This window comes from Myxococcales bacterium (assembly GCA_022563535.1).
Classification (GTDB): Bacteria; Myxococcota_A; UBA9160; order UBA9160; family UBA4427; genus DUBZ01.
The window spans coordinates 18,156-40,232 of record JADFNE010000039.1; the positions used below are offsets into that span (position 1 = coordinate 18,156).

Genomic DNA, 22,077 nt, shown 5'->3' on the forward strand with positions numbered 1-22,077 from the left:
CGTTCTAGATGGGCAGCTTCTCGCAGGTCATGGCGTTCTCCTTCCCCTGCGATCCGCGGGTCCGGGCGAGCATGGCTCAGCACCGGGGGCTTGGCGCGGATCGAGTTCTGATCCTGTTTCTCCTGGCAGTGTTCGCGGGCCTCGCCTCACCGGTTTCGGCGGAAACATTCATCTGGATCGACGCCGCCGGGGTCACGCATCTGACCGACAATTCGGCGGGCGTCCCAGAGGCGCAGCGGAATTCAACGAGCGACGAAATCGATTCACTGCGCGGCTTGTGGAAGGACGATATTCTCGGCCCCGCGACGTCGACGCCGCCGGGGCACTCCGGGCGAGAAAGCGATCGCGTCGCGCGACTGCTCCGGGGTGCGACCCAGGACGTGCGCCGGGGGGAAACAGCGCGGGCGACCGCGACCCTGCGCAGCCTGCAGCGGATGGCTCCGCAGCGGCCCGAAACCTATTGGTACCTGGCATCCCTCGATCGCCAGCGCGGGCGCTACGGGAGCGCCCAAGAAAATCTCGTTCGCTTTCTCGAATTGGCGGGAGACGATCTCGAGATCTGGAAAGAGCGAGCCCGCCGACGTCTGGTCGAACTCGGGGACGAACGCCAGTTGGTCGACCCCGACATCGAGCGCGATCCACTCGAATTCGTTCGCATCAAGACGGCGAACTTCAGACTCGAACTCGATTCCGAGCTCGGCACCCTCGATCGCAAGTACGCGGAGACCGTGCTGCGCTATCTCGAACAGGCGCGATCAGACGTCTCGGACCAGATCGGGGTGACGCCGCTCGAACCCCTCGGCGTAGTGCTGTACGGCAAAGCCGCCTACCTCCAGGCTCATCGCCATCGCTTTTCGTTCCAGACGGTGGGCTTCTTCGACGGCAGAATTCACGTCACATCCCCCGCGCATCCCTCCGGTGCCATGCGCTCGCTTTTGTATCACGAGTACACCCATGCGGTGTATCGGGAGCAGACCGGCGGAGATCGCCCCTATTGGCTCAACGAAGGCCTGGCCGAACGCATGGAGCGTCGCTCGCGCAGCTTTGAAGCCTCGACTCGCAGCGAGCGCATCTCGTTGCGCACCAGAATAGAAGAGGGCAACTGGATTCCCCTACGCTCAATCGCACCGAGTTTCTCGGGGCTTTCCGACGAAGATGCTCGCGCGGCGTATCTCGAGTCCGTCATTGCCATTGCGTACATCGACGACCACACCACCAAGCTGCAGCGGGCGCGGATGCTTTCGCGGATCGGGGACGGGTTCTCGGTAGATCAGGCGCTACACGAAGCGATCGGAATGGATACCGATGAGTTGGATGAACAGATTCGACAATCGATCCTCGACGAATTTCCGGCGATCGGATCCTGATCTCGCCACGGTCTCGGGTGCGCGGGTTACTCGCCGAGGGCTAGGCGCGCGCTTCGTCGAGCAGGCGGCAGCCTTCCATCAAGAGTTCGGTGACCGAGCACGCGATGGTGGCATCAATGCTCACGCTCTGTGCTTCGAATCGAAAGTGGCCTGTTTCGAGATTGACGATGCTGAGGGCCGCGTCGAACCCGGATTGTCTTTCGGACTCGGCGTGGATCGGCATGCCATCGTGGAACCAGAGCTTGCACGAGTGTTCTTCGGCATCAATTTCGAGGATGCCGCTCTTGCGTCCCATCTCGAGGACTTGAAGCACCGCAGAGGGTGGGATCTGGGAGAGATCGCCGGCGAGTGTTTCGTTGACCATGGAGCGATCCGCGATGATCGTCTGGGCCGGGTCGACAGGCTGTGGCGCGTCGAGAATATCGGCGTCCAACTCGCAGAAGGTGACGATCCGCGAGCCCATTTCAATTCTGTCCCCGGGTGAAAGCGTCGACGGGGTGGTGATCTCTTTGCCGTTCAAGAAGGTCCCGTTGGTGCTGCCGAGATCGCGCAACACGTAGTGTCCATTCTCGTAACTCACTTCAGCATGCCGCCGGGAAACATCGCTGTGCTTGAGTGAGAGATCGCAGTCGGCCTGGCGACCGATGATGATCGGGTGATCCTGGCTTAGCGCGATCGGGGGCAAAGGCGGTGAGAAGAGCATGATTCTGCGTGGACTCTGCATGCGGATCCGATCGGACGATCCGCAGCGGGGCTTGACCGAAGCCCGCTCGAATTCGCTCAGGGCGCAGAACTCGGCACCCCGGGCGCGACACCTGACAGCGTCACCCGGTCGCCCAGGCGCCAGCGGTGGGCCTGTGCGAAGCCTGCAGGGACTTCCAGGACGGTATCCACCAACTCGCGAGGCCGAATGGTGGGGCCCGGTCCCTCGGGGAAGTGTTTGACCCGATGGGAAATATCCACAATCCGAAAATCTCGGATCCAGACAATGTCGATATCGAAGCGCATGTCCTTCATCCAGAACCGCGGAAACCCCGGCGCGGAATACTCGAAGAGCATGCCCTGGCCCCAGTCGAGACGATCTCGGTCGCCGAGGCCCTTGGCTTTTTCAGCCTCGGTGCGGGCAATTTCGAGTTGGACCCACTGGTCGCGGATGGTGATCGAAGGAGCCAGCGGGGCAGTCTGTCCCGCTTCGCAGGCGATGGCGGTGATCAGCACCGCGCTGCATGCGAGCCAGTGACGTGTTCGAACACCCCATTCGCGTCGCTGCCTGGGCTTCGGTCTCACTCGTCGGATTCGGCGGCGTAGAGCTCGAAGTCCACCAGCTCTTCCTTCATGAACTCTCGCAGGGAGTTCACGATGCGGGCTTCGAGTTGTCGCACGCGCTCGCGCGAGATTTTAAATTCCACTCCCATATCGGCGAGGGTGCGGGGCTCGTCCGCGAGGATGCGCTCGGTGAGGATTTGCAGGTCGCGCTCGCCGAGCGAACCGCTGAATTTGTCGATGGCTTTGCGGAACACCACGCGCATTTCCCTGCGCCCAACCTCTTCTTCGGCACCGACGCCCGGGCCCGAGATCGAATCGCCGAAGGTTTCGCGGCCGGAGTCGTCGAAGCGCGGCGCGTCCAGCGATAGATCGGGGCGCGCGAGTTGCGCTTCCATCGCGACCACGTCGTCTTCGTGGACATCGAGTCGTTCCGCCAATAGCTTGGGGGTGACATCAAAGCCTTCGAGCTCGAGGGCGCGTTTTTCCTTGTTGAGGCGAAAGAACAGTTTTCGTCCTGCGCGGGTCGTTCCGAGCCGCACGCTGCGCATGTTGTCGAGGATGTATTTGAGGATGTAGGCGCGGATCCAATAGACCGCATACGAGGAGAGCTTCACCCCTTGATAGGGGTCGTAGCGTTGTACGGCCTCCAACAGCCCGACGTTGCCCTCTTGAATCAGATCGAGGGTATTGGTCCAGGCGCGCCGGTACTCCATGGCGATCTTCACGACCAGGCGCAGATTCGAGAGCACCATCTGGCGCGCGGCATCGACGTCGCCTTCCTCGACCCAGCGCACAGCCAGGACGTGCTCTTCTTCCCGGGTGATCGGCGCGTGGTTGGCGAGCTGGTTCATGTAGGCGTTGAGGGCCGATACCGGCTCGAGGGCAGAACTCGTGGAGGTGCGGGGCGGAGGTGTCGCGGAGCCCCGGGCGGGTGGCGTCAGCGGGTCTGTGCCTGCGTCCTGGGCGGAGAGTGGGGCCGGCGTGTCGTGCTGGAGGTCGTCTGCATCGCCCGTCTTGTCGGGCAGGCCCTCCGCCTCGTCCAATGGGGAGAATTCTGCGTCGTCGATCTCGCCGCTTTCGACGTCGATGGTGGTGCCGCTGTCCCGCTTGGCGGTTTGGGGGGGCGGTTCGAGAGAGTCGAGGACTTCGACCCCACTGGGTGGCGTAGACGGATCGGTCTTCGACGAATCGGTCTTCGAAGCCTTCGGAGAAATTTTGCCGCTCACAATTCGAGCATAGCAGAGAGCAAAAAGCGGGATCGGCGCTGTGTCCGATCCCGCTTATCGATCCTGTGCGGCGTAGATTCTACTTCGACAGTGTGCGGATGTACGCGATCACATTGGCGATGTCGGAGTCGGCCAGTGCGGGCCACGGTGCCATCAGCGGAGACCCCCCGAACGCCATTGCGCCCTGGGTAATCACGTTCTTCAGATCGACATCGGTGCCGGCTTTACCGTCACCATCGGTATCAAACTTGAATTCACCGCTCGAAAGATCTCTCGGCTTGGGGTTGAGCGCTGCCGAAAGCACTCCGTCGCCCTTGCCCAGCATGCCGTGGCAAGTCGTGCAGTTGATGTCGAAGATGGTCTTGCCCGCCGCGGCATCGCCAGCGCTCGCGGCCGCCGGAACGAAGATCGCGATGGCCGCAGTCAAAAACAGGATTCGAGTGATATTGGCAAGCATGTTTGTTCTGCTCCTTTGGTGCACATGTGGCCCGTCTTGTCGGCCGGTTGCGATTCTTTATCAAGTCTTGTTCGAATCAGACGAGATCGGAGCCTGCGTCATTCAGTCGTTCTCGACTTTGATTCTCCACTTGCAAGCGCATCTCTCCGCATCTCTCCGTATCTCTGCGCATCACTATGCAGATGATTCGCATGAAACTCCCGAATCGCGCGTCTCTTGATGCGATTGGCAACGGCGGGAGGCCAGGCGGCCGGAGAGTAGGCGCGCCTACAGTGAGCGGCAAGTTGTGAGATTGCAACAAATTGTTGACAATGACTTGGCCCGGCAGTCCTACGAAACTGGCTCCCAGTGCTCGAGGAAATCGAGCAGGAGTCTCACGCCCACGCCTGTTGCACCCCGGCCCTGATAGGCTCCGACCCTCGAAGTCCACCCGGTCCCGGCGATGTCCATGTGAACCCATGGGGTTTTGTTCACAAAGGCAGCGAGGAACCCCGCGGCCATGGACGCTCCCGCCTGTCGACTGCCCGCATTGACGAGATCGGAGACGGTGCCGCGCATCAGCTTCTTGTGATCTTCGAACAACGGCAGGGGCCACGCGCATTCGCCGGTTCGATCGCCGGCCTTTCGCACCTGGTCGATCAAGTCTTGATTTGTCCCCATCAATCCCGTGGCCCAGTCGCCCAGTGCCACCATGCAGGCTCCGGTCAGGGTCGCGAGATCGATCATTGCGACCGGCGAATAAGTCTTTTCCGCATAGGCGAGGGCATCGGCCAGCACGAGCCGTCCTTCGGCGTCGGTGTTGATGATCTCCACGGTCTTGCCCGAATACATCGTGATGATGTCGCCCGGTCGATAGGCGGTAGACGAGGGCAGGTTCTCCGCCGTCGCCACAATGCCGACAATCCGGTGGGGCAGGCCCAGCAACTTGACCGCTCGCAACAAGCCGATCACGGTGGCCGCGCCACTCATGTCGTGTTTCATCTCGTGCATGTTCGTCGCCCCTTTGATCGAGATGCCTCCCGAGTCGAAGGTGATTCCCTTGCCGATAATGCAGATGGTGGGTGGCTTGGCTTTTGCCCTTCCCTTGGCTTTGGTTCCGGCTTTCGAAGCGGAGCGCGGATTGTGCTCGATGATCACCAACCGCGGAGGGTTGCTGCTGCCCTGGCCCACGGCGAGAATCCCGCCCATCTTGTGACGCTTGAGTTCGGGCACTTCCATCACGCGGATCCGCAGCCCGACCTCGCGAGACATCTTCTGGGCAGCCTTTGCCAGGGCGTTTGGGGTCATGACGTTGCCGGGTTCGTTGGATAGATCCCGGGCGAGATTCTGGGATTCTGCCAAGACGATGCCGCGCTTTACACTGGCTCGCGCCGCCGCGGGCTTTGTCAACCGCGCATACAGCAGGGAAAGAGAGGGGACGGGTCTTGCAGGTTTCTTCTTGCCGTCCTTGGTGAGATAGGAATCGAACCGGTAGCTCCCGAGAAGGGCGCCTTCTGCGAGGGCCTGACACGCCTGGTCCAGGGGCACGCCCTTGGCGCTCGGTGCGATCAAGGCGATTTTCTTTGCGTGTTTCGTCCGGGCGCCCTGGATGCACCGGGCCGCAACCGCGCGCAGGCCATCGACATCGAATTTCTCGACCTCGCCCATACCGAGAAGCAGGATGCGCTTGGCGTTGCCGGGCTTGGCCGGGTAGATGATCTGCGATTCTCCCTGGGTGCCGCGAAAGTCTCCCTGGGAAACCACCAGGGAGAGCGACCCGCCGGTGCTTTTGTCCAGGCTGGCAAGGGAACCGGGCAGCTTCTTCTTGCTGTCGATTTTAAATACCGGAACCGCGAGCAGATCGACCTTCGCCTCGCGGGGTGTTCCGGTAGATACCTTGATCTGCATGTCTTCTCCTCGTGGCGAGTCGTCCTGCCTCGTTGAACCGTTGTGGTCGGGCCGTTGCTTGAATCGCCGCAGGCCCTTCTATAGAATTCCCTGGCCACCTCGAAAGAGGTTGCCAGGGATTAATCCGGGGGTCTGCGAGTTTTGAAACGCAGTCCCTGCTCTTAAGAGTCTCGGGGGGGGCTTCACGTGAGCTTCGACGTCTTCGGCTTGATTTTCCAAGCCGGTCCAATCGTCAAGCTCGTTCTCTTCATCTTGTTCGCGTTCTCCTTGGTTTCCTGGGCGATCATTTTGTCCAAGTGGAAGGAAGTTCGCGGGGCCACCCAGGATAGCGAGGCTTTCCTGGAGATCTATCACGAAAGGCCATTCAATGAAGCGTACGAGGCTGCCAAGGAACTCGATCGAAGCCCGGTAGCGACGGTCTTTGTGTCGGTCTGCGATGAGATGGGCCGCCTGGCGCGGCGCAGCGGAGGCTCATCGATTCACGATCTCGATGCGACCCAGACGCGCTGGGTTCACAAACAACTCGCATGGGCCGCGACCCGGGAAGCACAGCTGCTGGAGCGCGGCTTGTCGTTTTTGGCGACCACGGGCAGTTCGGCGGTGTACATCGGGTTGTTCGGGACCGTCATCGGAATCATCCAGGCATTTCAGGGGATCGCGCAAACGGGCAACGCGAGCCTGGCCGTGGTCGCGCCGGGAATCGCCGAGGCGCTGATCGCGACGGCGGTCGGTCTGTTCGCCGCGATCCCGGCGAACATCTTCTACAACCATTTCTCGGCGGGGATCGACAAGATCGTCCAGTTGATGGAGCACTTCGCAAGCGAGTTCGAAGAAGACATCAAATTTCTGACGCGCGCGGCGAGTGCCGAGCGAGAAAGGTCATAGCCGTGGCTTTCGTGAACAGCACGCGCTCGCGTCGGGCCAGTGCCGAGATCAACATCACACCGTTTGTCGACGTCATGCTGGTGCTGTTGATCATCTTCATGGTTGCGGCGCCGCTGATGCAGCAGGGAATTGACGTCGATCTGCCCGAGACCACGACCCAGGCCCTGCGGGTGCAGGACAATCCATTGATCCTCTCGGTCAAGCAGGACGGCAAGTATTTTCTCGGGGAAAGTGAGATCAAGCTCGAGAATCTGGTGTCCAAGCTCAAGGCGATCTTCGAGGCGCGGGCTTCGAAGGAGATCTACCTGAGAGCCGATCGTCTGGCGCCCTACGGCACGGTCGTAAAGGCGATGGCTGCGGCGCAGAACGCGGGTTCGAAGCAACTTGGAATCATCACCGAGCCCGAGACGTAACCGAGCCCGAGAAGTAGGCGAACAGAGAACAGCTGCCAAAGCGAAGAACAGGAAGCACGACGCGTGTCGCGGTCCCCCCTCCGCGTGGCTCGGCAAGGGAGTGAATTCGGGGGTGTCAGTCTCGAACACCGATTCATGGTTTGAAGCCCAGGACATCGTCCAGCAGCGCACCTTTGTGCGCTCGCTCGCGATTTCTTTTGCGCTTCACCTGGGCGTGGCGCTCTTGTTCGTGATCGCACCCGAACCCAAGCCGGTGTACTCGCCCTCGGTGATTACTGTGCGCATGGTGTCTATGCCGAGTGCGCCGAGTGCGCCTGTTTCGCCTACCCGAAGCAAGGCGGCGCCCACAAAGGCGCCGGCACCCGTGCCGGTTCCCGCTCAATCGAAGCCGGCGCCGGTCTCCAAAAAGGTGATCCTGCCCAAACGAGCCGCACCGGTGTCGAAGCAAGCAAAGCCGAAGCCCAAACCCCTCGCCTACGACGACGCCTTGGCGGCATTGCGCGAGGAATTGGGCGAGGAGATCCCCGCGCCCGTGGCGTCAACGCAGCCGCAAGAGATCGCGCAGACCGAGGTTGCAGAAAACAACGCCGCGGCTTCGCCGGGCGTCAAGGAAGATCCTGTGATTCTGGCTTGGAAGATCGCGACCCTGCGGCATATCCGTCAGTACTTACGCGTACCCCAGGACTTCATGAATCGATCGCTATCGACGGAATTGATCGTGACCCTGAGCAGCACTGGCGACGTGCTCGGAAGGCCCGAGATCACTCGCTCATCCACCGATCCCTATTGGGACGACAACGTTCTTCGCTCCCTGATTCGCTCGAGTCCACTGCCGCCCCCCCCCAAACCCGGAGACTGGCCGTTCCGCTTTACACCCGAAGAAGGAAACTGATGTTGCTCGCGCTCCAATTGCAAATGAAGACAATCGTGTTGTTGGTGATCACAATGGGAATGGGCTTCGCGCTCTCACCGAAGCTCTCTGCTGCACAAACCCAGAACCCGCTGATCGAGATCTCCCCGGGTCGCGCCACGGCGTTTCGCGTGGCGCTGCAACGCTTTCGCGATCTCGCGCTGCCAGCCAACGCGTTGCGGGCCGACGATCTGCGCGGAGTGATCGGCGAAGCGCTCGAGTTTACCGGCGTTCTTTTGCCGCTGGATCACGCGGCCTTTCTCGGTCCCGAAAACAGTGCCCCGCTCAGCAACCGCGGACGCACCGATTGCGGGGATTGGGCTCAGGGCGGGGCGGACGCCCTGGTCGAAGGCGAGATTCGCTCGAACGGCGGCATGCTGGAAGTCGAGTTCGCAGTTTGGGACACCGCACGCTGCACGCGTTTGATGTCCAAGACCGTTTCGCGGGTGCGCCCGGAAGCGGCGCGACTGGCCCGCACCGTTGCAGATCTGATCGTCGAGGCGTTTACCGGGACACCGGGCTGCGCGGCCACCGAGATTGCAATGATTTCCAGCCGCACTGGCCAGCGCGAGGTCTATGTGATGGACGCCGACGGTCGCCACGCACGGGCTGCGACCAGGAGCCCTTCGCTCAAGTCTTTCCCCTCTTGGCTGCCGGACGCCGGCGGGATCCTCTACACGTCGTACACCAAGGAAGGTCCCGCCGGACTCTTCATGACATCACGGGGAAAGGTGCGCGCGGGACGGCTGTTTCCAGAACTGTTGCCGGGGTTTGCAAAGTTTCGAGGCGTGTTCGATCGCAGCGGAGACTACCTGGCGATCGTGGCCAGTATTCGGGGTGTGAGCGATATCTACACCGTGCACCGGGCCACGGGCAAACTCAAACGTCTGACCAAAAGTCCCGCAATCGAGGTGGGGCCGAGTTGGTCGCCCGACGGTGAACGACTGGCATTTGTATCGGACCGCTCGGGCTCCCCGCAGATCTACACGATGAATCGCCACGGCGGCGACGTCAAACGCATCACCTACAACGGCAGCTACAACACCTCTCCCGCATGGTCCCCCGACGGGCAGTGGATCGCGTACGAAACCCGGGTCGAGGGACAATTCGACATCTGGTTGGTCGATCCAAGCGGAACCACGAGTGTTCCGTTGATCACCCATCGACGCAGCGACGAATCTCCCAGTTGGTCACCCGACGGACGCAAGCTCGCCTTCAGCTCGACCCGCCGAGGCCCGGCGGACATCTACTTGATCGACAGGAACGGTGAAAATTTGCAGCGCCTGACGCGAAATTCGGGAGACAACTTGAGCCCCGCATGGGGTCCATTTCCGCGTTAGCGGAAAATCCGGGTTAAGCTCCGGCGATCGAATTTCAGCAGCAAGGCAGCAAGGGATCGAGGGATGCAAGGGGGGAGTCAGATGCGGAATCAAGCAGAGTTCTTGGACAGGTTGACGAGTTGGCGCGTGGTCGCCGCCTTGCTGGTTGTACTCCTCGTGTCGAGTTTGGGTTGCGTGACGGTGGCCGAACTTCGCAAAGTCGAAAACCGGGTGGCCGACATGGAGAGCGGCCAGCCCGGGGGCCACGGGTTGCGAGAACAGATCGCAGATTACGTGGCGGACATCGACGGCCTTCGCGACGAGCTCCGAACGCTGGAAGGGCGTCTCGAAGTCGCCGAAAAGGCCGCGGCCGATGCCCTCGCAGACTCTCGCCGGGCGCGCATGGATCTGGCCCAGATCAAGTCGCGCAGCCAGCGTGAAGGCGCTTCCGAAGCCGGAAGCCCGGCTGCAACCTCAGCGGCGAGTGAGACAACGCCTGCGCCGGTCGCCGCCTCGATGGGCGGCAAGGCGGCGAATTCGGCACTGTCGACAGGGTCGGCGGGCGCCGGTAAAAATGCGCCACCGCCCGAAGATCTATCGGCGGAAATTCAGGCCTACCGCACCGCGCACGCCGCCTGGCAAGATGACGACACCGGAACCTGTGTGGAACGGTTTCGCGAATTCCTCCAGACCTATCCGGCTTCGCCCTACGCCGACGACGCCGCCTTCTGGATGGCCGACTGCTACTACAAACAGGCGGAATATAAGAAGGCTGTTTTGCGCTTCGACGAGGTGGTTCGCAATTACCCTGCGGGAAACAAGGCCTCGGACGCTCTTTATCGCCAGGGTGAGTCGCTGTTGAAGCTCGGGCCCGGCTTTCGAGAAGCCGCCAAGCGGGCCTTCGAGCGGGTCATCAAGGAATACCCGGATTCTGCTCGGTCGTCCGAGGCCAAAAGGCAATTGGAGCTCTACACCTCGGGCTAGCAGCCCTTTTCGGCGTATCCGAGTGCCCCCAGGGCCAATGGGAATTCCGATCTTCGCGCAAATTTCGCACTAGATCCGGATGCCTTTCCAGCGAATGTGCTGGAAGGTCTTTCCTTCGGTGCCCATCAACCGATATAGTGCGAGCCCGTCGAAATCTACCCGCTACAGGAAGGTAATCCGTTGAAGAAACGCGAGATGCAGAAGTTTCGGAAGGCCCTTGAGGAACAGCGGAACGAGATCCTCGAGAACGCGCGCAAGACGTTGTCCGGTGAGATCCATTTGGATCCGGACGACTTCCCGGATGAAATCGACACTGCTTCCTCAGAGATGAATTTGGCCTTTCAGGGGCGCCTGCGCGAACGCGAGCGCGGTCTTCTGGCGAAAATCAATCGGGCGCTCGATCGGATCGAACAGGGTATCTTCGGCGAGTGTGAGAGCTGCGGCGAAGATATCAGCACCAAGCGCATCCAGGCGCGTCCCATGGCCCAGCTCTGCATCGACTGCAAAGCCGAGCAAGAGCAACAGGAACGCCGCGACGACTGAGCTGTGTGTGCAGCGCCTCGAACCGGCCGATCGGTTTTGGGGTTCCGTGCGCACGTTCTCGGCGTAGACTCCCAGTCCGGATTCCCGCCATGGCAGATCAGCGCGCAACTTCAATGGTTCTCGGCATCGAGAGCTCCTGTGACGAGATGGCCGCCGCCATTGTCCGTGGCGAGCGCGAGATCGTTTCGAGTCTGGTCCACGGCCAGGATGATGTACACCGACCCTATGGCGGGGTCGTCCCCGAACTCGCTTCCCGCGACCATGTGCTCGCAGTTTCCGATGTCGTCGATCTGACCCTCGAACGCGCGGGTGTCAAGCTGAGTGATCTCACCGGTGTCGCGGTTACGGCAGGGCCGGGTCTGGTCGGATCGCTGCTCGTTGGCCTTTCCTTTGGCAAGGCGCTGGCGTACCGCCTGGGGATTCCGGTGGTGGGTGTGCATCATTTGCTGGGGCATCTGACTGCCGCAGAACTCTGCGCACCCGAACTTACGCGTCCCTATCTCGGGCTGGTCGTGAGTGGGGGACACACGGCGCTGTACCGGGTTGAAGCCGAGGGTGCGCCGGCGCTCCTGGGAGAAACCCTCGACGACGCCGCGGGCGAGGCCTTTGACAAAGTCGCCAAGTTGTTGGGCCTGGGCTTTCCGGGCGGGCCAGCGGTTGCTGCCGCCGCCGTCCAGGGTGATCCCAAGGCGGTGGACTTTCCCAGGCCCATGTCGAAAAGGCCAGGACTCGGCTTTTCGTACAGCGGTCTCAAGACAGCCGTCGCAATCGAAGTGGAAAGACGCGGAGGGCAGGGCGCGCTCAGCGAGGGAGAGATTGCCGATCTCGCCGCTTCGTTTGAAGCTGCGGCCACCGACATTCTGGTGCTGAAGGCCAGGCGCGCGATTGCGGCCGAAGGACTTGCGAGTCTTGCGGTGGTCGGGGGCGTGGCGGCCAATCGGCGACTGCGAGACCAGATGGAACGCGCGGGCAAGAAAGATGATTTCGATGTTGTCTTTCCGCCCAGGGAGTTGTGCACCGACAACGCGGCGATGATTGCGGCCGCGGGAGCGCGCTTGTTGGCAGAGGGCTACCACGACGGCATCGACCTCAACGCATTTTCCCGGGTTCCACTGGGAGAGACTCCCTGGCGCAGCGCCATTGCAGATGCGGTGAGCGAAACCACATGAGCAGCTCCGAACTCCGAGCGTTGCTGTCCCAGCACGGGCTGCACCTGCGCCGGGAGTTGGGCCAGAACTTCATCGTCGAGACGCAGGTTGCCGAACGCCTGGCCGAGCGAGCCGGCATAGAAGCGGGGGACAGTGTCATCGAAGTCGGTACGGGTCTCGGCATGTTGACCCGCGCCCTGGCCAAACGCGCCAAGTTTGTGCTCAGCCTCGAGATCGATTCGGGTCTCGCCCGGGTGGTACAGGAAGAGGGGCTGCTGCCAGAGAACGTAAGACTGCTTCACGCGGATGTACTCAAGCAGGATCTGGGCGCGCTGATTTCACAGCTCGAACAAGAGCAAGGCGGCCCCGTCCGACTTGTCGCCAACCTGCCGTTTTCATCCGCTACGCCCCTGATGCGGCGCTTGCTCGACCACCGACACGCATTGATCGACTGGTCGGTGATGTTGCAAATGGAAGTCGCGGACCGGTTGTTCGCACCGGTGGGTTCGCGCGACTACGGTTCGTTCGCGGTACTCCACCACTTGTGTGTCGAGCTCGAAGGCCGACTCGAACTCGTCGCCAAGAGCTTCTTTCCGGTGCCGCGGGTAGATTCCGCATTCGTATGTGTGCGCGCCAACACTCGATTGAATCTGGCCCCGGGTGAGCTGCGCAAGGTCGAACGCGTCGTGCGGGCGGCGTTTGGCAAGCGACGCAAGACCCTGGAGAACGCCCTGCGCGGCGGTGGCCTGGGTGTCGAGCGCGACGAATTGCGCGCCGTGCTCGAGCGCCTCGCAATCGATCCGCGCGCTCGCGCCGAGACGATTCACCCCGAAGCATTTCTCGCGTTGGCGAAGGGGCTGTGGCCGGGAGCTATGAATGGAGTCGAGTGAAGTCCTGGTAGCCCTGTTGGAACTGGCCGGCGAGGTGAATCTCGAGGTGCGGATCTTGCGCGGCCTGAACTCTGCAGACACCGAATTCCCTCCCACCAGCTCCTGCTGTCGCGTGAAGGGAAAAGTTTGGGTCGTGCTTTCCCCAAACGATCCCGTGGCTTTTCACATCGAGGTGCTGAGCCAGGCGCTGAGAAGCGAAGCCGGGACAGTGCTTGCGGATCGCTACTTGCCGCCCGCAATTCGTCAACTCCTGGACTGAGTTAGCCGCCGGGCTCCATCTTTTCTTGACCTGCACAGCCGGGTCCGTAAAGCTCCCTGAGCCGAGGGGAAACGTCCTGGACGAACCGCATCGGCGCCCAGCACGACCGAACGAGAAACGAACCCGGGGCCGCAACGAACCGAACCACGCGACCCCAAAGAGACAAGTCAAGAGGTCCTACATTTCGGACCGGGCGTTACGCACCCGGACCAAGAGAACGACGACGCCTCGACATCGCCCGCTCACGGGGACTACGCCATTCGCATCATCAGCGCGATAGGCGAAGAATCCCCAAAGAGATGCTTGGATCCAGCAATGGACCGAGACGGGGGTGAGAAGAGGAGGGATCGGAAGCCTCGTTCCCCCTTTATCTGCGCCTCCGGACTGTGCATCTGCATCTGACAGTCACCGGTAGGCGTTTTTTGTTTTCTGGAGCCTCGACCCGAGCGAATGTCGCATGGGCGGGGACTGGTGCGAAGCGTCCGCCAAGAGCGGAGGCAACCCATAGTGTCCACCGTAACGACTGCGTCAGCAAAGCGAGAGCATCGTATTACCGTCCGTTCCCTGGCCGCGCGCAAGCGCCGCGGGGAGCCCATCTCGATGCTCACCGCATACGACTTCACTTTTGCCCGAATCTTCGATGGCGCCGATATCGACCTGTTGCTCGTGGGAGACTCCCTGGGCAACGTGATTCAGGGAGCGGATACGACGCTTCCGGTGACCATGGACGAGGTCATCTACCACACCCGGCTGGTGGTTCGCGGGACGAACCGCGCCCTGGTGATCGGTGACATGCCCTTCGGCAGCTTTCAGGTCTCTCCCGAAGACGCGGTGCGCAACGCGATTCGCCTGGTGAAAGAAGGCGGGGCCGGGGCGGTCAAGCTCGAAGGTGGGGCCAAGATGGCCGAGACCATCGAGCGCATCGTCAACGCGGAGATTCCGGTGATGGGACACGTGGGTCTCACGCCTCAAGCGGTTCACCGCATGGGTGGCTACCGAGTGCAGGGCCGCGGCGAAGCCGGGCGTCTACAAGTGCTCGACGATGCACGCGCGGTGCAAGAAGCGGGGGCCTTTGCGGTGGTGCTCGAAGGCATCCCGGCGGATCTCGCAAAGGAAGTGACGGCCGAGCTGATGATTCCGACGATCGGGATCGGTGCCGGCAGCGACTGCGACGGCCAGGTGCTCGTGATGCACGACATGCTCGGTCTCAACGATTGGTCGCCAAGCTTCGCAAAGCAGTACGCGAATCTCGGTGCGCTGGCATCAACGGCCGCGCGGGCGTATATCGACGAGGTCACGAATCGCAAGTTCCCCGACAAAGAACACTCGTACGAGTAGACGAAACAACTAGACGGCATCTCTGGTACCGGACGAGCATTCTTCATGGACATTATCCGCACAACGCGCGAGTTACAGGAACGTTCGGATCGCGATCGGGCCCGAGGCCAGACGATCGCGTTGGTGCCGACCATGGGCGCGCTTCATCGTGGCCACCTTTCGCTGATCGCTTGTGGGCGAGAGCGGGCCGACCAGGTTTGGGTTTCGATTTTCGTGAACCCGACGCAATTCAATCTCAGTGAAGATTTTGAGAGTTATCCGCGCAACTTCGAAGCCGACGTCGAGAGTTGTCGGGCGGCGGGGGTGGACGTGATCTTCGCCCCGACGCCCGACCAGCTCTATCCCGAAGGCGCCGAGACCTGGGTCGAGGTGGGGAAGATCGCCGAGCCGCTCTGTGGCGCGACCCGACCGGGACATTTCCGCGGGGTCGCCACCGTGGTTTCGAGGCTCTTCCTCGCCGCCAAACCCCAGTACGCTGTGTTTGGCGAAAAAGATTACCAGCAGGTCGCCGTGATCCGGCGCATGACCCGGGATATGGGCTTCGATGTCGAGATCGTAGCCGCCCCGATTCTGCGGGAAAAAGACGGCCTGGCGATGTCGAGCCGCAACGTGCGGCTGGGGCCGAAGGCGCGCACACAGGCGTGCGTGCTCATCCGCGCAATCCGCGGCGCGCAGCGCGCGGTCGCAGCGGGGGAGCGAAACGCCGCAGCCGTAATCGAAGGGGTGAAGAAGACCATCAACGAGGCGCCCCAGGCCACTCTCGAATACGCCGAGTTGCGAGATTCAGAATCGCTTGCCGAAGCACCCGACCAACTTCTGGGGCCGTGCTTGCTGGCCATTGCCGTTCATTTTGCGCCCGACCCCGATGGTCGCGGAGCTGAAGTACGGCTGATCGACAACCGCGTGCTGCATCCGCCACGCCAGACCCCCGAATCGTCGTGACCTCGTCTATCTAGTCCAGTAAGTAGGCCAGGTGATGGGAATGGGGGCCGCCCGGGGCGCTCGGTCCGCGACGGGCTACCCTCGGCGCGTCATGGCCAACAAGAAGAAATCAGACAAGAAAAATGCCGACGGCAGGCGAGTGATCGCAACCAACCGTCGCGCGCGCTTCGAGTATGAAATTGTCGATCACTTCGAGTTTGGCATCGTGCTCGAGGGGCCCGAAGTGAAATCCCTCCGCGAAGGGCGCGCGAACCTCGGCGATGCCTACGGGATCGTGCGACGGGGCGAACTCTATCTCGAGAAGCTGCACATCAGTCCCTATGAACCGGCGACCCGGGCCAACGGTGACCCCCAGCGCGAACGCAAGCTGTTGGCGCACCGCCGAGAGATCAAGCGCTTGTACGGAAAGGTTCGGGAGCGCGGCCTGACGCTGGTCCCACTGAGCTTGTATTTCAACGCAGAGGGTCGAGTCAAAGTCGACCTCGCACTCGCTCGCGGCAAACACACCTACGACAAGCGCGAGACCATCAAACAGCGAGACGCCGACCGGGAGGCCCAGCGCAGTCGGCGCCGAGGCGGATCCCAGCGGAGGTAGGGGCGCCGGAGTCGTAGTTGCCGGTTGCTGAACCGCTGTCATTCGCAGTTCACTGGGCGGCCTTCACCCTCATCCCAAAACGGGACTGCTCACTCCGGGCTTTGCCTCAGCGCGAGTTTTGCCGATGTGGGTTAGATGCCGGTTTCCGACAAATTGCGCTGCGCCTCACGCATCGCCGCGGGGCTTCTCGATGCGCTTTCCGCCACCGGGGACGTCGCCGGAATGGGTCGGGTGCGCCGGGTCTACAGCAACGACTGCGTGAACGTTCGAGCCGAAGCAAGCTGGATTTCTCGTCGCACGATCGACCAGGCGTTTCGCACCCTGGGATCCGATCGCAATTTTGCTCGGCGGGTGGGGTACGCCCTGGTCACCACTGAGCGAATCGGTTTTTTTCTCTTTACCGAAGGTGTGGCGACGATCGAGAAGGCGTATCGCCGCTGCGAACCCCTGCTCGCCCGAGAAGACCGCGAAGGTCGCTTCCATACGCTCGAGGTTGGCGATGGTCGCGCGCGCATCGCCTACTACCCGGGGCAGGGCGCGGCTGCGGGAGCAGGTGAAACCGATCAACCTCCCTGGAATTCGAGCTTTTGTGGCGTGCGAGAGGGCATGCTCGAAGCCCTCCCGCTGAGCTTCGGGTTGCTGCCCGCCAAGGTCGAGGAGAGCCAGTGCGTTGGGGAGGGTGCCGCACACTGCTGCTTCGAAGTTCGCTTTGAAGGGAAGTCGAACCAAGGTGCGCTGTTCGGTCTGGCCGCGGGCGCTGCAGCGGCCATTGGCCTGTGTGCATGGGGTCTTCCCGGCACTGCGTACTGGATTCAAGGCATCGTCGGCGGGATCATCACGCTGTTGAGCGCGGCTGCCGGGCACAGCTACGACCTGGTCGCACAGCTTGGCGCTGTCGCGGGGGCGCGCCGCGGGCACCTCGCGCTGCTCGAACAGGCAGACATCGCCCTCGCTGAAAAAATGGACCAACTCGCAAAGGTCGGAGAGCATCTCGAAAGTGCGCGCGGGGAGAGCACCGACCGCCTGCGGGCGATTCTGGAAGAACGCAGCCTCGCTGCCAGCGGGACCGCCGATTCCGATGACGACACAGAACAAGTCCGCGCCGCAGCAGACCAGCCGCGGGCTGCCAGTGGAGGTGGAGACACAGAAAGCAGTGTTCGGGCGGCTCGGGAAATCTATGCCGCCCTGGGTCCCCTCCAGCGCGGACTCGAGCAGATGCACCGCGTGTTGCGCGACCGAGAACTCGAACCCGAGGACATGAAAACCTGTGCGCTCGACACCCTGCGGCTGTGTGTCGACGAGACACGGCGCCTTCAATCGGTCGGAGCCGCCCTCGCAACTTCCGATCGAAAGAGCGAAAACGCGCATCGCCCCATTCAACTCGCGGAGATCCTGACCCGTGCTGCCGACTGCGTGCGACCGCAGCTGCAGGGCGATCAGGAGCTCATTCTCGACATCGAACGCGATCTTCCCCTGGTGCGGTGCGAGCCCTTCCAGATGGAGCAGGTGGCCTACCAGTTGTTGAAAAACGCCGCCGACGCGAGTCCGCCGGACGGTGTGGTCCGGGCAGGGCTCCGCAGGACGCCGGAAGGGATCGAACTCACCGTCGAAGATCGCGGCGACGGCATACCCGAAGAAATTCTCGATCAGGTGTTCGACCCGTTCGCCATCGAAGGCGCGGTGGGAAACGACAGCGGGCTCGGGTTGGCGATTTGCTACCGCATCGTGGTGGAACACGGAGGCGAGATGCGGCTGGCGAGCCCCACCTGCGAGGGAACTTGCGTAACCGTAGTCTTGCCACCGGACTTGCAGGGTACGGAGCCGGGGTAGAAGGCTTGATGTCCGCCCTGCAACAAAATCCGGATACCCGTTCTTGATTGCGAGCCGTACCTTTCACCCACACTCCCTCCCGATCGTTACAGACGTGCCATCGAGGGGAGAGTTCCGTGCTGAAGTTGCGACGCAGCCTTGTGTCCGTATCCATTGCGCTGGGTATCGCGTTCGGTATTGCGGCTGGGCCTCTGGCCTGTGCAAAGACACAATCCCTGCTGGGATTGCGAGAAGCCCAAGAAGCAGAACAAGGACCCGTCGCTCCGGGGGAACCGGGCTTCGACGTCGCGATGATCGACAAGATCATTCCCGGCATTACGCCCCCCGATCAGATCCGCGGCTGGTTCGGTGAGCCAGACAAACGAATCTTGCGCAGCGACGGGACTTCCGAGTGGATCTACAACAAAGCGCGACTGCGCCGAGAAGACCCACAGCAACTCGCCCAGCGCCGACGTGAAGAAGAGCGAGCCCGCGCCGCCGAGGCGCAAAAGTTGCGCGAAGAAGTCGCGGCCCTGATCAAGGCCGGTCGTAGGCAGATCGGCCGCTTCGCCCACTGGTTGGATACCAACTTGTTCTATCCGCCGAGACCCAAGCGGCCCTATGGCAAGGTTGACAAGGTCGCGGCCGAACCCCCGCCCCCCGAAGTTGCTGCTCCCGTGCCCGTTCTCAGGGACCCAGCACACTCCGAGTTGATACCGAACGCGAATGACGACAAGAAACCCGTCACGCTCTACGACCTCACGCTGACCTTCACCCGGGACGGAGTGGTCGATGAATTCCACTATCAGCGGACAGTGGGCCGAGAATTCATTCCCTGAGCACCCGCCCAGTTCGGGCCACCTTGTTTCACAGGCCCGGCGCTTCTATCCTCAAGCGAGTGGGGGCGATCGGCTTCGACGGGTGGTCGAAGGTGAGCGCTGCGTGTCGACGTTGTACCACCGTCGTTAAAGAAGGTTCAAATGTTGGTAGCATTTTATCTGCCGACGATAACTACGCTCTCGCTGCCTAGCAGAAACTAGGTTAGCGGGCTCTCGTCCGTGACGTCTCCTAGCGGGTCGCGAGAGTCATCAGGAGACTGGCTTCCGAGCGCTGCTAGACCGTATCCGGAAGCGAGACCCATGTGTAGCTAGGTTGCACTTGCTCCGTCTTTGCGGCCGGTGCAACCGAAACTAAGCAAAGACTACACACGTAGACGCGTTCTCTGGGCGCCATGCGGACGCGGGTTCGATTCCCGCCGCCTCCACCACTTGAGTTTAGGATACAGATTTATGGCCGATTCCAATCCAAAGAAGGACGTGTATTCGCGCCGAGTGGATCCGGTTGTCAAGGTGTTTCGCGCCGACGTCGACGTGAGTTTGTTGGAAAGAAATTTGCGACTCAGCGTCGAAGAGCGGTTTCTCCAACTGATGGAGCTTCAGCGCTTTGCCAACGAGTTGAGCGCCGCCGGACGTAAGGCAACACGCGGGTGATCGATTTCGCAGCGGTACTTCGAGTGTTGTCTGAAGCCGGTGTGAAGTTCATCATCGTGGGCGGGGCCGCCGCCACCGCACACGGAGCTGCCCGACTCACCCAAGATCTCGATGTCGTCTATCGCCGCGATGCGGACAATCTGCGTCGCCTCGCACAAGCACTCCAACCCCAGGAGCCCTATCTCCGAGGTGTACAACCCGGGCTTCCCTTTGTTCTCGACGAAGAAACCCTGCGCACCGGTCTCAACTTCACGTTGGTTTCAAAGTTGGGTGACCTCGACTTACTCGGCGAGATTACCGGTGGTGGAGGCTTCGACGACTTGCTCGAGCATTCAATCGAGATCGAGCTCTTTGGCACTCGTTGTCATTGTCTAGGTCTGAGGAAGTTGATCGAAGTCAAGCGTGCCGCCGGACGTCCGAAGGATCTCGAGGCATTGGCGGAGTTGGAAGAGCTGTTGAGCCGAGCGGCGGATTCGGAGTAAGCCCATGCGGACGCGGGTTCGATTCCCGCCGCCTCCACCACGACATCATCACGTACCTATGGTTAAGAACCGGATTTAGGCCCTAGACTTGACCGGTCATCATGCACTCGGATCAAGGTTCGCAGTACGGCAGCGATGACTGGATCCGCTTCTGTAAGGCACACAGGCTAGACCCCAGTATGAGCCGCCGAGGGAACTGTTGGGACAACGAGGTCGTTGAATCGTTCTTCAGCAGCTTGAAAAAAGAGAAGATCAGACGGCAGGTCTACCGAACGCGCGATCTCGCGAAGACAGATGTCTTCGAGTACATCGAAATGTTTTACAATCGTCCCCGAGGCCATAGCCATCTTGGCGGCGTCAGTCCCGAGGTGTTTGAAACCGCCTCAAACCGCGGCCTCTAAATGTCCACTAGACTGGGGAAGTCCAGCCTTGGACTTCCCCCAAAACAGTGGACACTTCGGAGGCTAGCATTGAGCCAGCCATAGGGTCCGCGCCTTGTGCGATAACATTGGAGATTCTTCCCCCCATCCGTTCCGCTGGTTTCCTCCGCGAACCCCTTCCTTTGCCTACGCCCCTCCCCTGGATCCCACCAGGCACCCCAATCGGTATAAAACCGGACTAGAGGCATAAAGAAGCGATGAACACGCCCGATGAGATAGGAGCAGAGAAGAACTGGAGTGGAAGCTGGAACCAGATCTATCTGGGGGCGAATTCGAGCGGGAGAGACTCAGCGGATGGAAGAGATACTGCCTTGGACCGGCGATGTGCTTTCCATGATCTTATATGGGGCTGTGGGCCTGAAACTCTGGTATCTCAGCAATCGAACCGGGGAGTTTGCGGAAAGGATTCTGGGGTTCGCGATTCTTTGCTGGGGGCTGAGTTTCGCCGTCTACGACATCCCCTACCTGTTGCTTGCAGGGGATGAGCGCTTCGTGCCGATCATCTCACTGGTTTCATTCATCGTCGCAGACTTTGGCAACTTCGCCTTCGCAATTTTCACGTGGGTGGTGTTCCGCCGCGGCGAACCTTGGGCCCTCGGGCTCCTGGTACTGATCGCCGCTGCGATAGTCCTCGGCTGGGTCGGGTCCGCGCTGATGGGCGATTTGGAATTTCTCGGCATCAATGGAAACCCGTTCCACTGGTTCGAGCGCACGGGCGTTTTTCTCACCAGTGTCTGGATGGCGTTCGAGGCCACGAAGGAAGGAACCCGCGCGCAGCTCACGCTGAGGCTACAGCAGCAACAGCTGAACCAGTGGCTTCAGGGAGTGCGCGACCGAGCGGACGTGCGTGATCTCCGGGATCGTCTCGTCACTCAGACCAACTCGCCGTTCGGTACATCCTAGGGAGCGGCTCGGTACATCCTAGAAGGCTGCCAGCAGCCTGCCCTCCAGCCGGGCTCTCAGCTCTTGGGCTCATCCTCCTTGTCGTTCCCCTCGCCGCTCGAGATCTCGCGGCCGGCTCCACCCTCGACCTCTAGCACGGAATCCTTGAACTCGCGGATGCCCTTGCCGAGCGAGCTACCGATCTCCGGGAGGCGCTTGGCACCGAAGAGGAGCAGGATTACGAAGAAGATGATAAGGAGCTCCCACATCCCGAGTCCACCGAACATGATGCTACTCCATCGAGAGAAGCTTCGCTTCGTTACAGAAGCGACCTGGCGAACCACGCGATCAGTAATATCCCGATCACGCTAAGAATGTTCAACCGCAGGATGAGGGGCCCGAGCGTCAGCGCAAGAACGTGCAGGTCAATGGAGAGCGGACCGAGGCTGGCCGAGCACCCGCCTTGCTCCCCTCCTTCCCCCTCCCCACCTTGCCTGACGCGCAGATTGTGATGGAGGGGCGGACGAAGTTGGGTCGCAGTTAAC

General features: G+C 61.5%; 26 protein-coding genes and 1 other RNA gene. 20 read left to right on the plus strand and 7 right to left on the minus strand.

What is annotated here, in order from left to right; translation table 11 throughout:
• Positions 1 to 8: 8 nt before the first annotated feature.
• Entirely contained in the window at positions 9 to 1,367 is a 1,359-nt protein-coding gene (locus IH881_12895; GenBank protein MCH7868584.1) for a hypothetical protein, read from the plus strand.
• Positions 1,368 to 1,407: 40 nt separating this feature from the next.
• Here the strand turns inward: IH881_12895 and IH881_12900 are convergent, their stop codons facing one another.
• From IH881_12900 to IH881_12920, 5 genes are all read right to left on the minus strand, one after another.
• Entirely contained in the window at positions 1,408 to 2,091 is a 684-nt protein-coding gene (locus tag IH881_12900) for an FHA domain-containing protein (protein ID MCH7868585.1), read from the minus strand.
• A 56-nt stretch (positions 2,092 to 2,147) separates the two neighbouring features.
• Positions 2,148 to 2,654, minus strand: coding sequence for a DUF192 domain-containing protein (locus IH881_12905; protein ID MCH7868586.1), 507 nt, complete (start codon positions 2,652 to 2,654; stop codon positions 2,148 to 2,150).
• Positions 2,651 to 3,859 (minus strand): RNA polymerase factor sigma-32, encoded by a 1,209-nt coding sequence (locus tag IH881_12910; protein MCH7868587.1) that lies wholly within the window; start codon positions 3,857 to 3,859, stop codon positions 2,651 to 2,653. Before IH881_12910 ends, IH881_12905 begins: the two co-directional genes overlap by 4 nt.
• A 79-nt stretch (positions 3,860 to 3,938) precedes the next feature.
• Positions 3,939 to 4,316, minus strand: a complete 378-nt coding sequence (locus tag IH881_12915; protein MCH7868588.1) for a cytochrome c — start codon at positions 4,314 to 4,316, stop codon at positions 3,939 to 3,941.
• A gap of 330 nt (positions 4,317 to 4,646) precedes the next feature.
• On the minus strand, positions 4,647 to 6,203 hold the full coding sequence (locus IH881_12920) for a leucyl aminopeptidase (protein ID MCH7868589.1): 1,557 nt from the start codon (positions 6,201 to 6,203) through the stop codon (positions 4,647 to 4,649).
• Between the two features lie 207 nt (positions 6,204 to 6,410).
• Here IH881_12920 and IH881_12925 point away from each other — a divergent pair, with 207 nt between their 5' ends.
• The 19 genes from IH881_12925 (at position 6,411) to IH881_13015 (ending at position 21,553) form a co-directional block, all read left to right on the plus strand.
• Positions 6,411 to 7,088 (plus strand): MotA/TolQ/ExbB proton channel family protein, encoded by a 678-nt coding sequence (locus IH881_12925; GenBank protein ID MCH7868590.1) that lies wholly within the window; start codon positions 6,411 to 6,413, stop codon positions 7,086 to 7,088.
• Between the two features lie 74 nt (positions 7,089 to 7,162).
• Positions 7,163 to 7,501: a biopolymer transporter ExbD gene (locus IH881_12930; protein MCH7868591.1), complete on the plus strand. Its 339-nt coding sequence runs from the start codon at positions 7,163 to 7,165 to the stop codon at positions 7,499 to 7,501.
• 112 nt (positions 7,502 to 7,613) lie between these two features.
• Positions 7,614 to 8,393: a TonB C-terminal domain-containing protein gene (locus tag IH881_12935; protein ID MCH7868592.1), complete on the plus strand. Its 780-nt coding sequence runs from the start codon at positions 7,614 to 7,616 to the stop codon at positions 8,391 to 8,393.
• Positions 8,393 to 9,751, plus strand: coding sequence for a PD40 domain-containing protein (locus IH881_12940; protein MCH7868593.1), 1,359 nt, complete (start codon positions 8,393 to 8,395; stop codon positions 9,749 to 9,751). The genes IH881_12935 and IH881_12940 overlap by 1 nt, the downstream gene beginning before the upstream one ends.
• Positions 9,752 to 9,832: 81 nt before the next feature.
• Positions 9,833 to 10,714: a tol-pal system protein YbgF gene (ybgF, locus tag IH881_12945; protein MCH7868594.1), complete on the plus strand. Its 882-nt coding sequence runs from the start codon at positions 9,833 to 9,835 to the stop codon at positions 10,712 to 10,714.
• A gap of 180 nt (positions 10,715 to 10,894) precedes the next feature.
• Positions 10,895 to 11,257: a TraR/DksA C4-type zinc finger protein gene (locus tag IH881_12950; GenBank protein MCH7868595.1), complete on the plus strand. Its 363-nt coding sequence runs from the start codon at positions 10,895 to 10,897 to the stop codon at positions 11,255 to 11,257.
• A gap of 113 nt (positions 11,258 to 11,370) precedes the next feature.
• Positions 11,371 to 12,426 carry a tRNA (adenosine(37)-N6)-threonylcarbamoyltransferase complex transferase subunit TsaD gene (gene tsaD, locus IH881_12955; protein MCH7868596.1) on the plus strand — a complete coding sequence of 352 codons (1,056 nt, stop codon included), beginning with the start codon at positions 11,371 to 11,373 and terminating at the stop codon, positions 12,424 to 12,426.
• Entirely contained in the window at positions 12,423 to 13,295 is an 873-nt protein-coding gene (gene rsmA / locus IH881_12960) for a ribosomal RNA small subunit methyltransferase A (GenBank protein MCH7868597.1), read from the plus strand. The genes tsaD and rsmA overlap by 4 nt, the downstream gene beginning before the upstream one ends.
• Positions 13,282 to 13,554 carry a hypothetical protein gene (locus IH881_12965; GenBank protein ID MCH7868598.1) on the plus strand — a complete coding sequence of 91 codons (273 nt, stop codon included), beginning with the start codon at positions 13,282 to 13,284 and terminating at the stop codon, positions 13,552 to 13,554. The genes rsmA and IH881_12965 overlap by 14 nt, the downstream gene beginning before the upstream one ends.
• A gap of 450 nt (positions 13,555 to 14,004) precedes the next feature.
• Positions 14,005 to 14,892, plus strand: coding sequence for a 3-methyl-2-oxobutanoate hydroxymethyltransferase (gene panB, locus IH881_12970; GenBank protein ID MCH7868599.1), 888 nt, complete (start codon positions 14,005 to 14,007; stop codon positions 14,890 to 14,892).
• Between the two features lie 45 nt (positions 14,893 to 14,937).
• Positions 14,938 to 15,834, plus strand: a complete 897-nt coding sequence (locus tag IH881_12975) for a pantoate--beta-alanine ligase (GenBank protein ID MCH7868600.1) — start codon at positions 14,938 to 14,940, stop codon at positions 15,832 to 15,834.
• A gap of 91 nt (positions 15,835 to 15,925) precedes the next feature.
• Complete coding sequence (smpB, locus tag IH881_12980; GenBank protein MCH7868601.1) at positions 15,926 to 16,429, plus strand: SsrA-binding protein SmpB; 504 nt, start codon at positions 15,926 to 15,928, stop codon at positions 16,427 to 16,429.
• 135 nt (positions 16,430 to 16,564) lie between these two features.
• Positions 16,565 to 18,259, plus strand: a complete 1,695-nt coding sequence (locus tag IH881_12985; GenBank protein ID MCH7868602.1) for a HAMP domain-containing histidine kinase — start codon at positions 16,565 to 16,567, stop codon at positions 18,257 to 18,259.
• Positions 18,260 to 18,375: 116 nt separating this feature from the next.
• A complete protein-coding gene (locus tag IH881_12990; protein ID MCH7868603.1) occupies positions 18,376 to 19,077 on the plus strand; it encodes a hypothetical protein in 702 nt (233 codons plus the stop codon).
• Positions 19,078 to 19,138: 61 nt separating this feature from the next.
• Positions 19,139 to 19,505: a transfer-messenger RNA gene (gene ssrA, locus IH881_12995) on the plus strand.
• 22 nt (positions 19,506 to 19,527) lie between these two features.
• Positions 19,528 to 19,728, plus strand: a complete 201-nt coding sequence (locus IH881_13000) for a hypothetical protein (protein MCH7868604.1) — start codon at positions 19,528 to 19,530, stop codon at positions 19,726 to 19,728.
• Positions 19,725 to 20,210 (plus strand): hypothetical protein, encoded by a 486-nt coding sequence (locus IH881_13005; protein ID MCH7868605.1) that lies wholly within the window; start codon positions 19,725 to 19,727, stop codon positions 20,208 to 20,210. The genes IH881_13000 and IH881_13005 overlap by 4 nt, the downstream gene beginning before the upstream one ends.
• 179 nt (positions 20,211 to 20,389) lie before the next feature.
• Positions 20,390 to 20,611, plus strand: a complete 222-nt coding sequence (locus IH881_13010) for an IS3 family transposase (GenBank protein ID MCH7868606.1) — start codon at positions 20,390 to 20,392, stop codon at positions 20,609 to 20,611.
• A 333-nt stretch (positions 20,612 to 20,944) separates the two neighbouring features.
• Positions 20,945 to 21,553 carry a hypothetical protein gene (locus IH881_13015; GenBank protein MCH7868607.1) on the plus strand — a complete coding sequence of 203 codons (609 nt, stop codon included), beginning with the start codon at positions 20,945 to 20,947 and terminating at the stop codon, positions 21,551 to 21,553.
• 56 nt (positions 21,554 to 21,609) lie between these two features.
• Here IH881_13015 and IH881_13020 read toward each other — a convergent pair whose 3' ends face one another.
• Complete coding sequence (locus IH881_13020) at positions 21,610 to 21,819, minus strand: twin-arginine translocase TatA/TatE family subunit (GenBank protein MCH7868608.1); 210 nt, start codon at positions 21,817 to 21,819, stop codon at positions 21,610 to 21,612.
• Between the two features lie 32 nt (positions 21,820 to 21,851).
• Positions 21,852 to 22,077, minus strand: a 226-nt coding sequence (locus tag IH881_13025; GenBank protein MCH7868609.1) for a DUF4321 domain-containing protein, incomplete at its 5' end; no start/stop codon positions are given.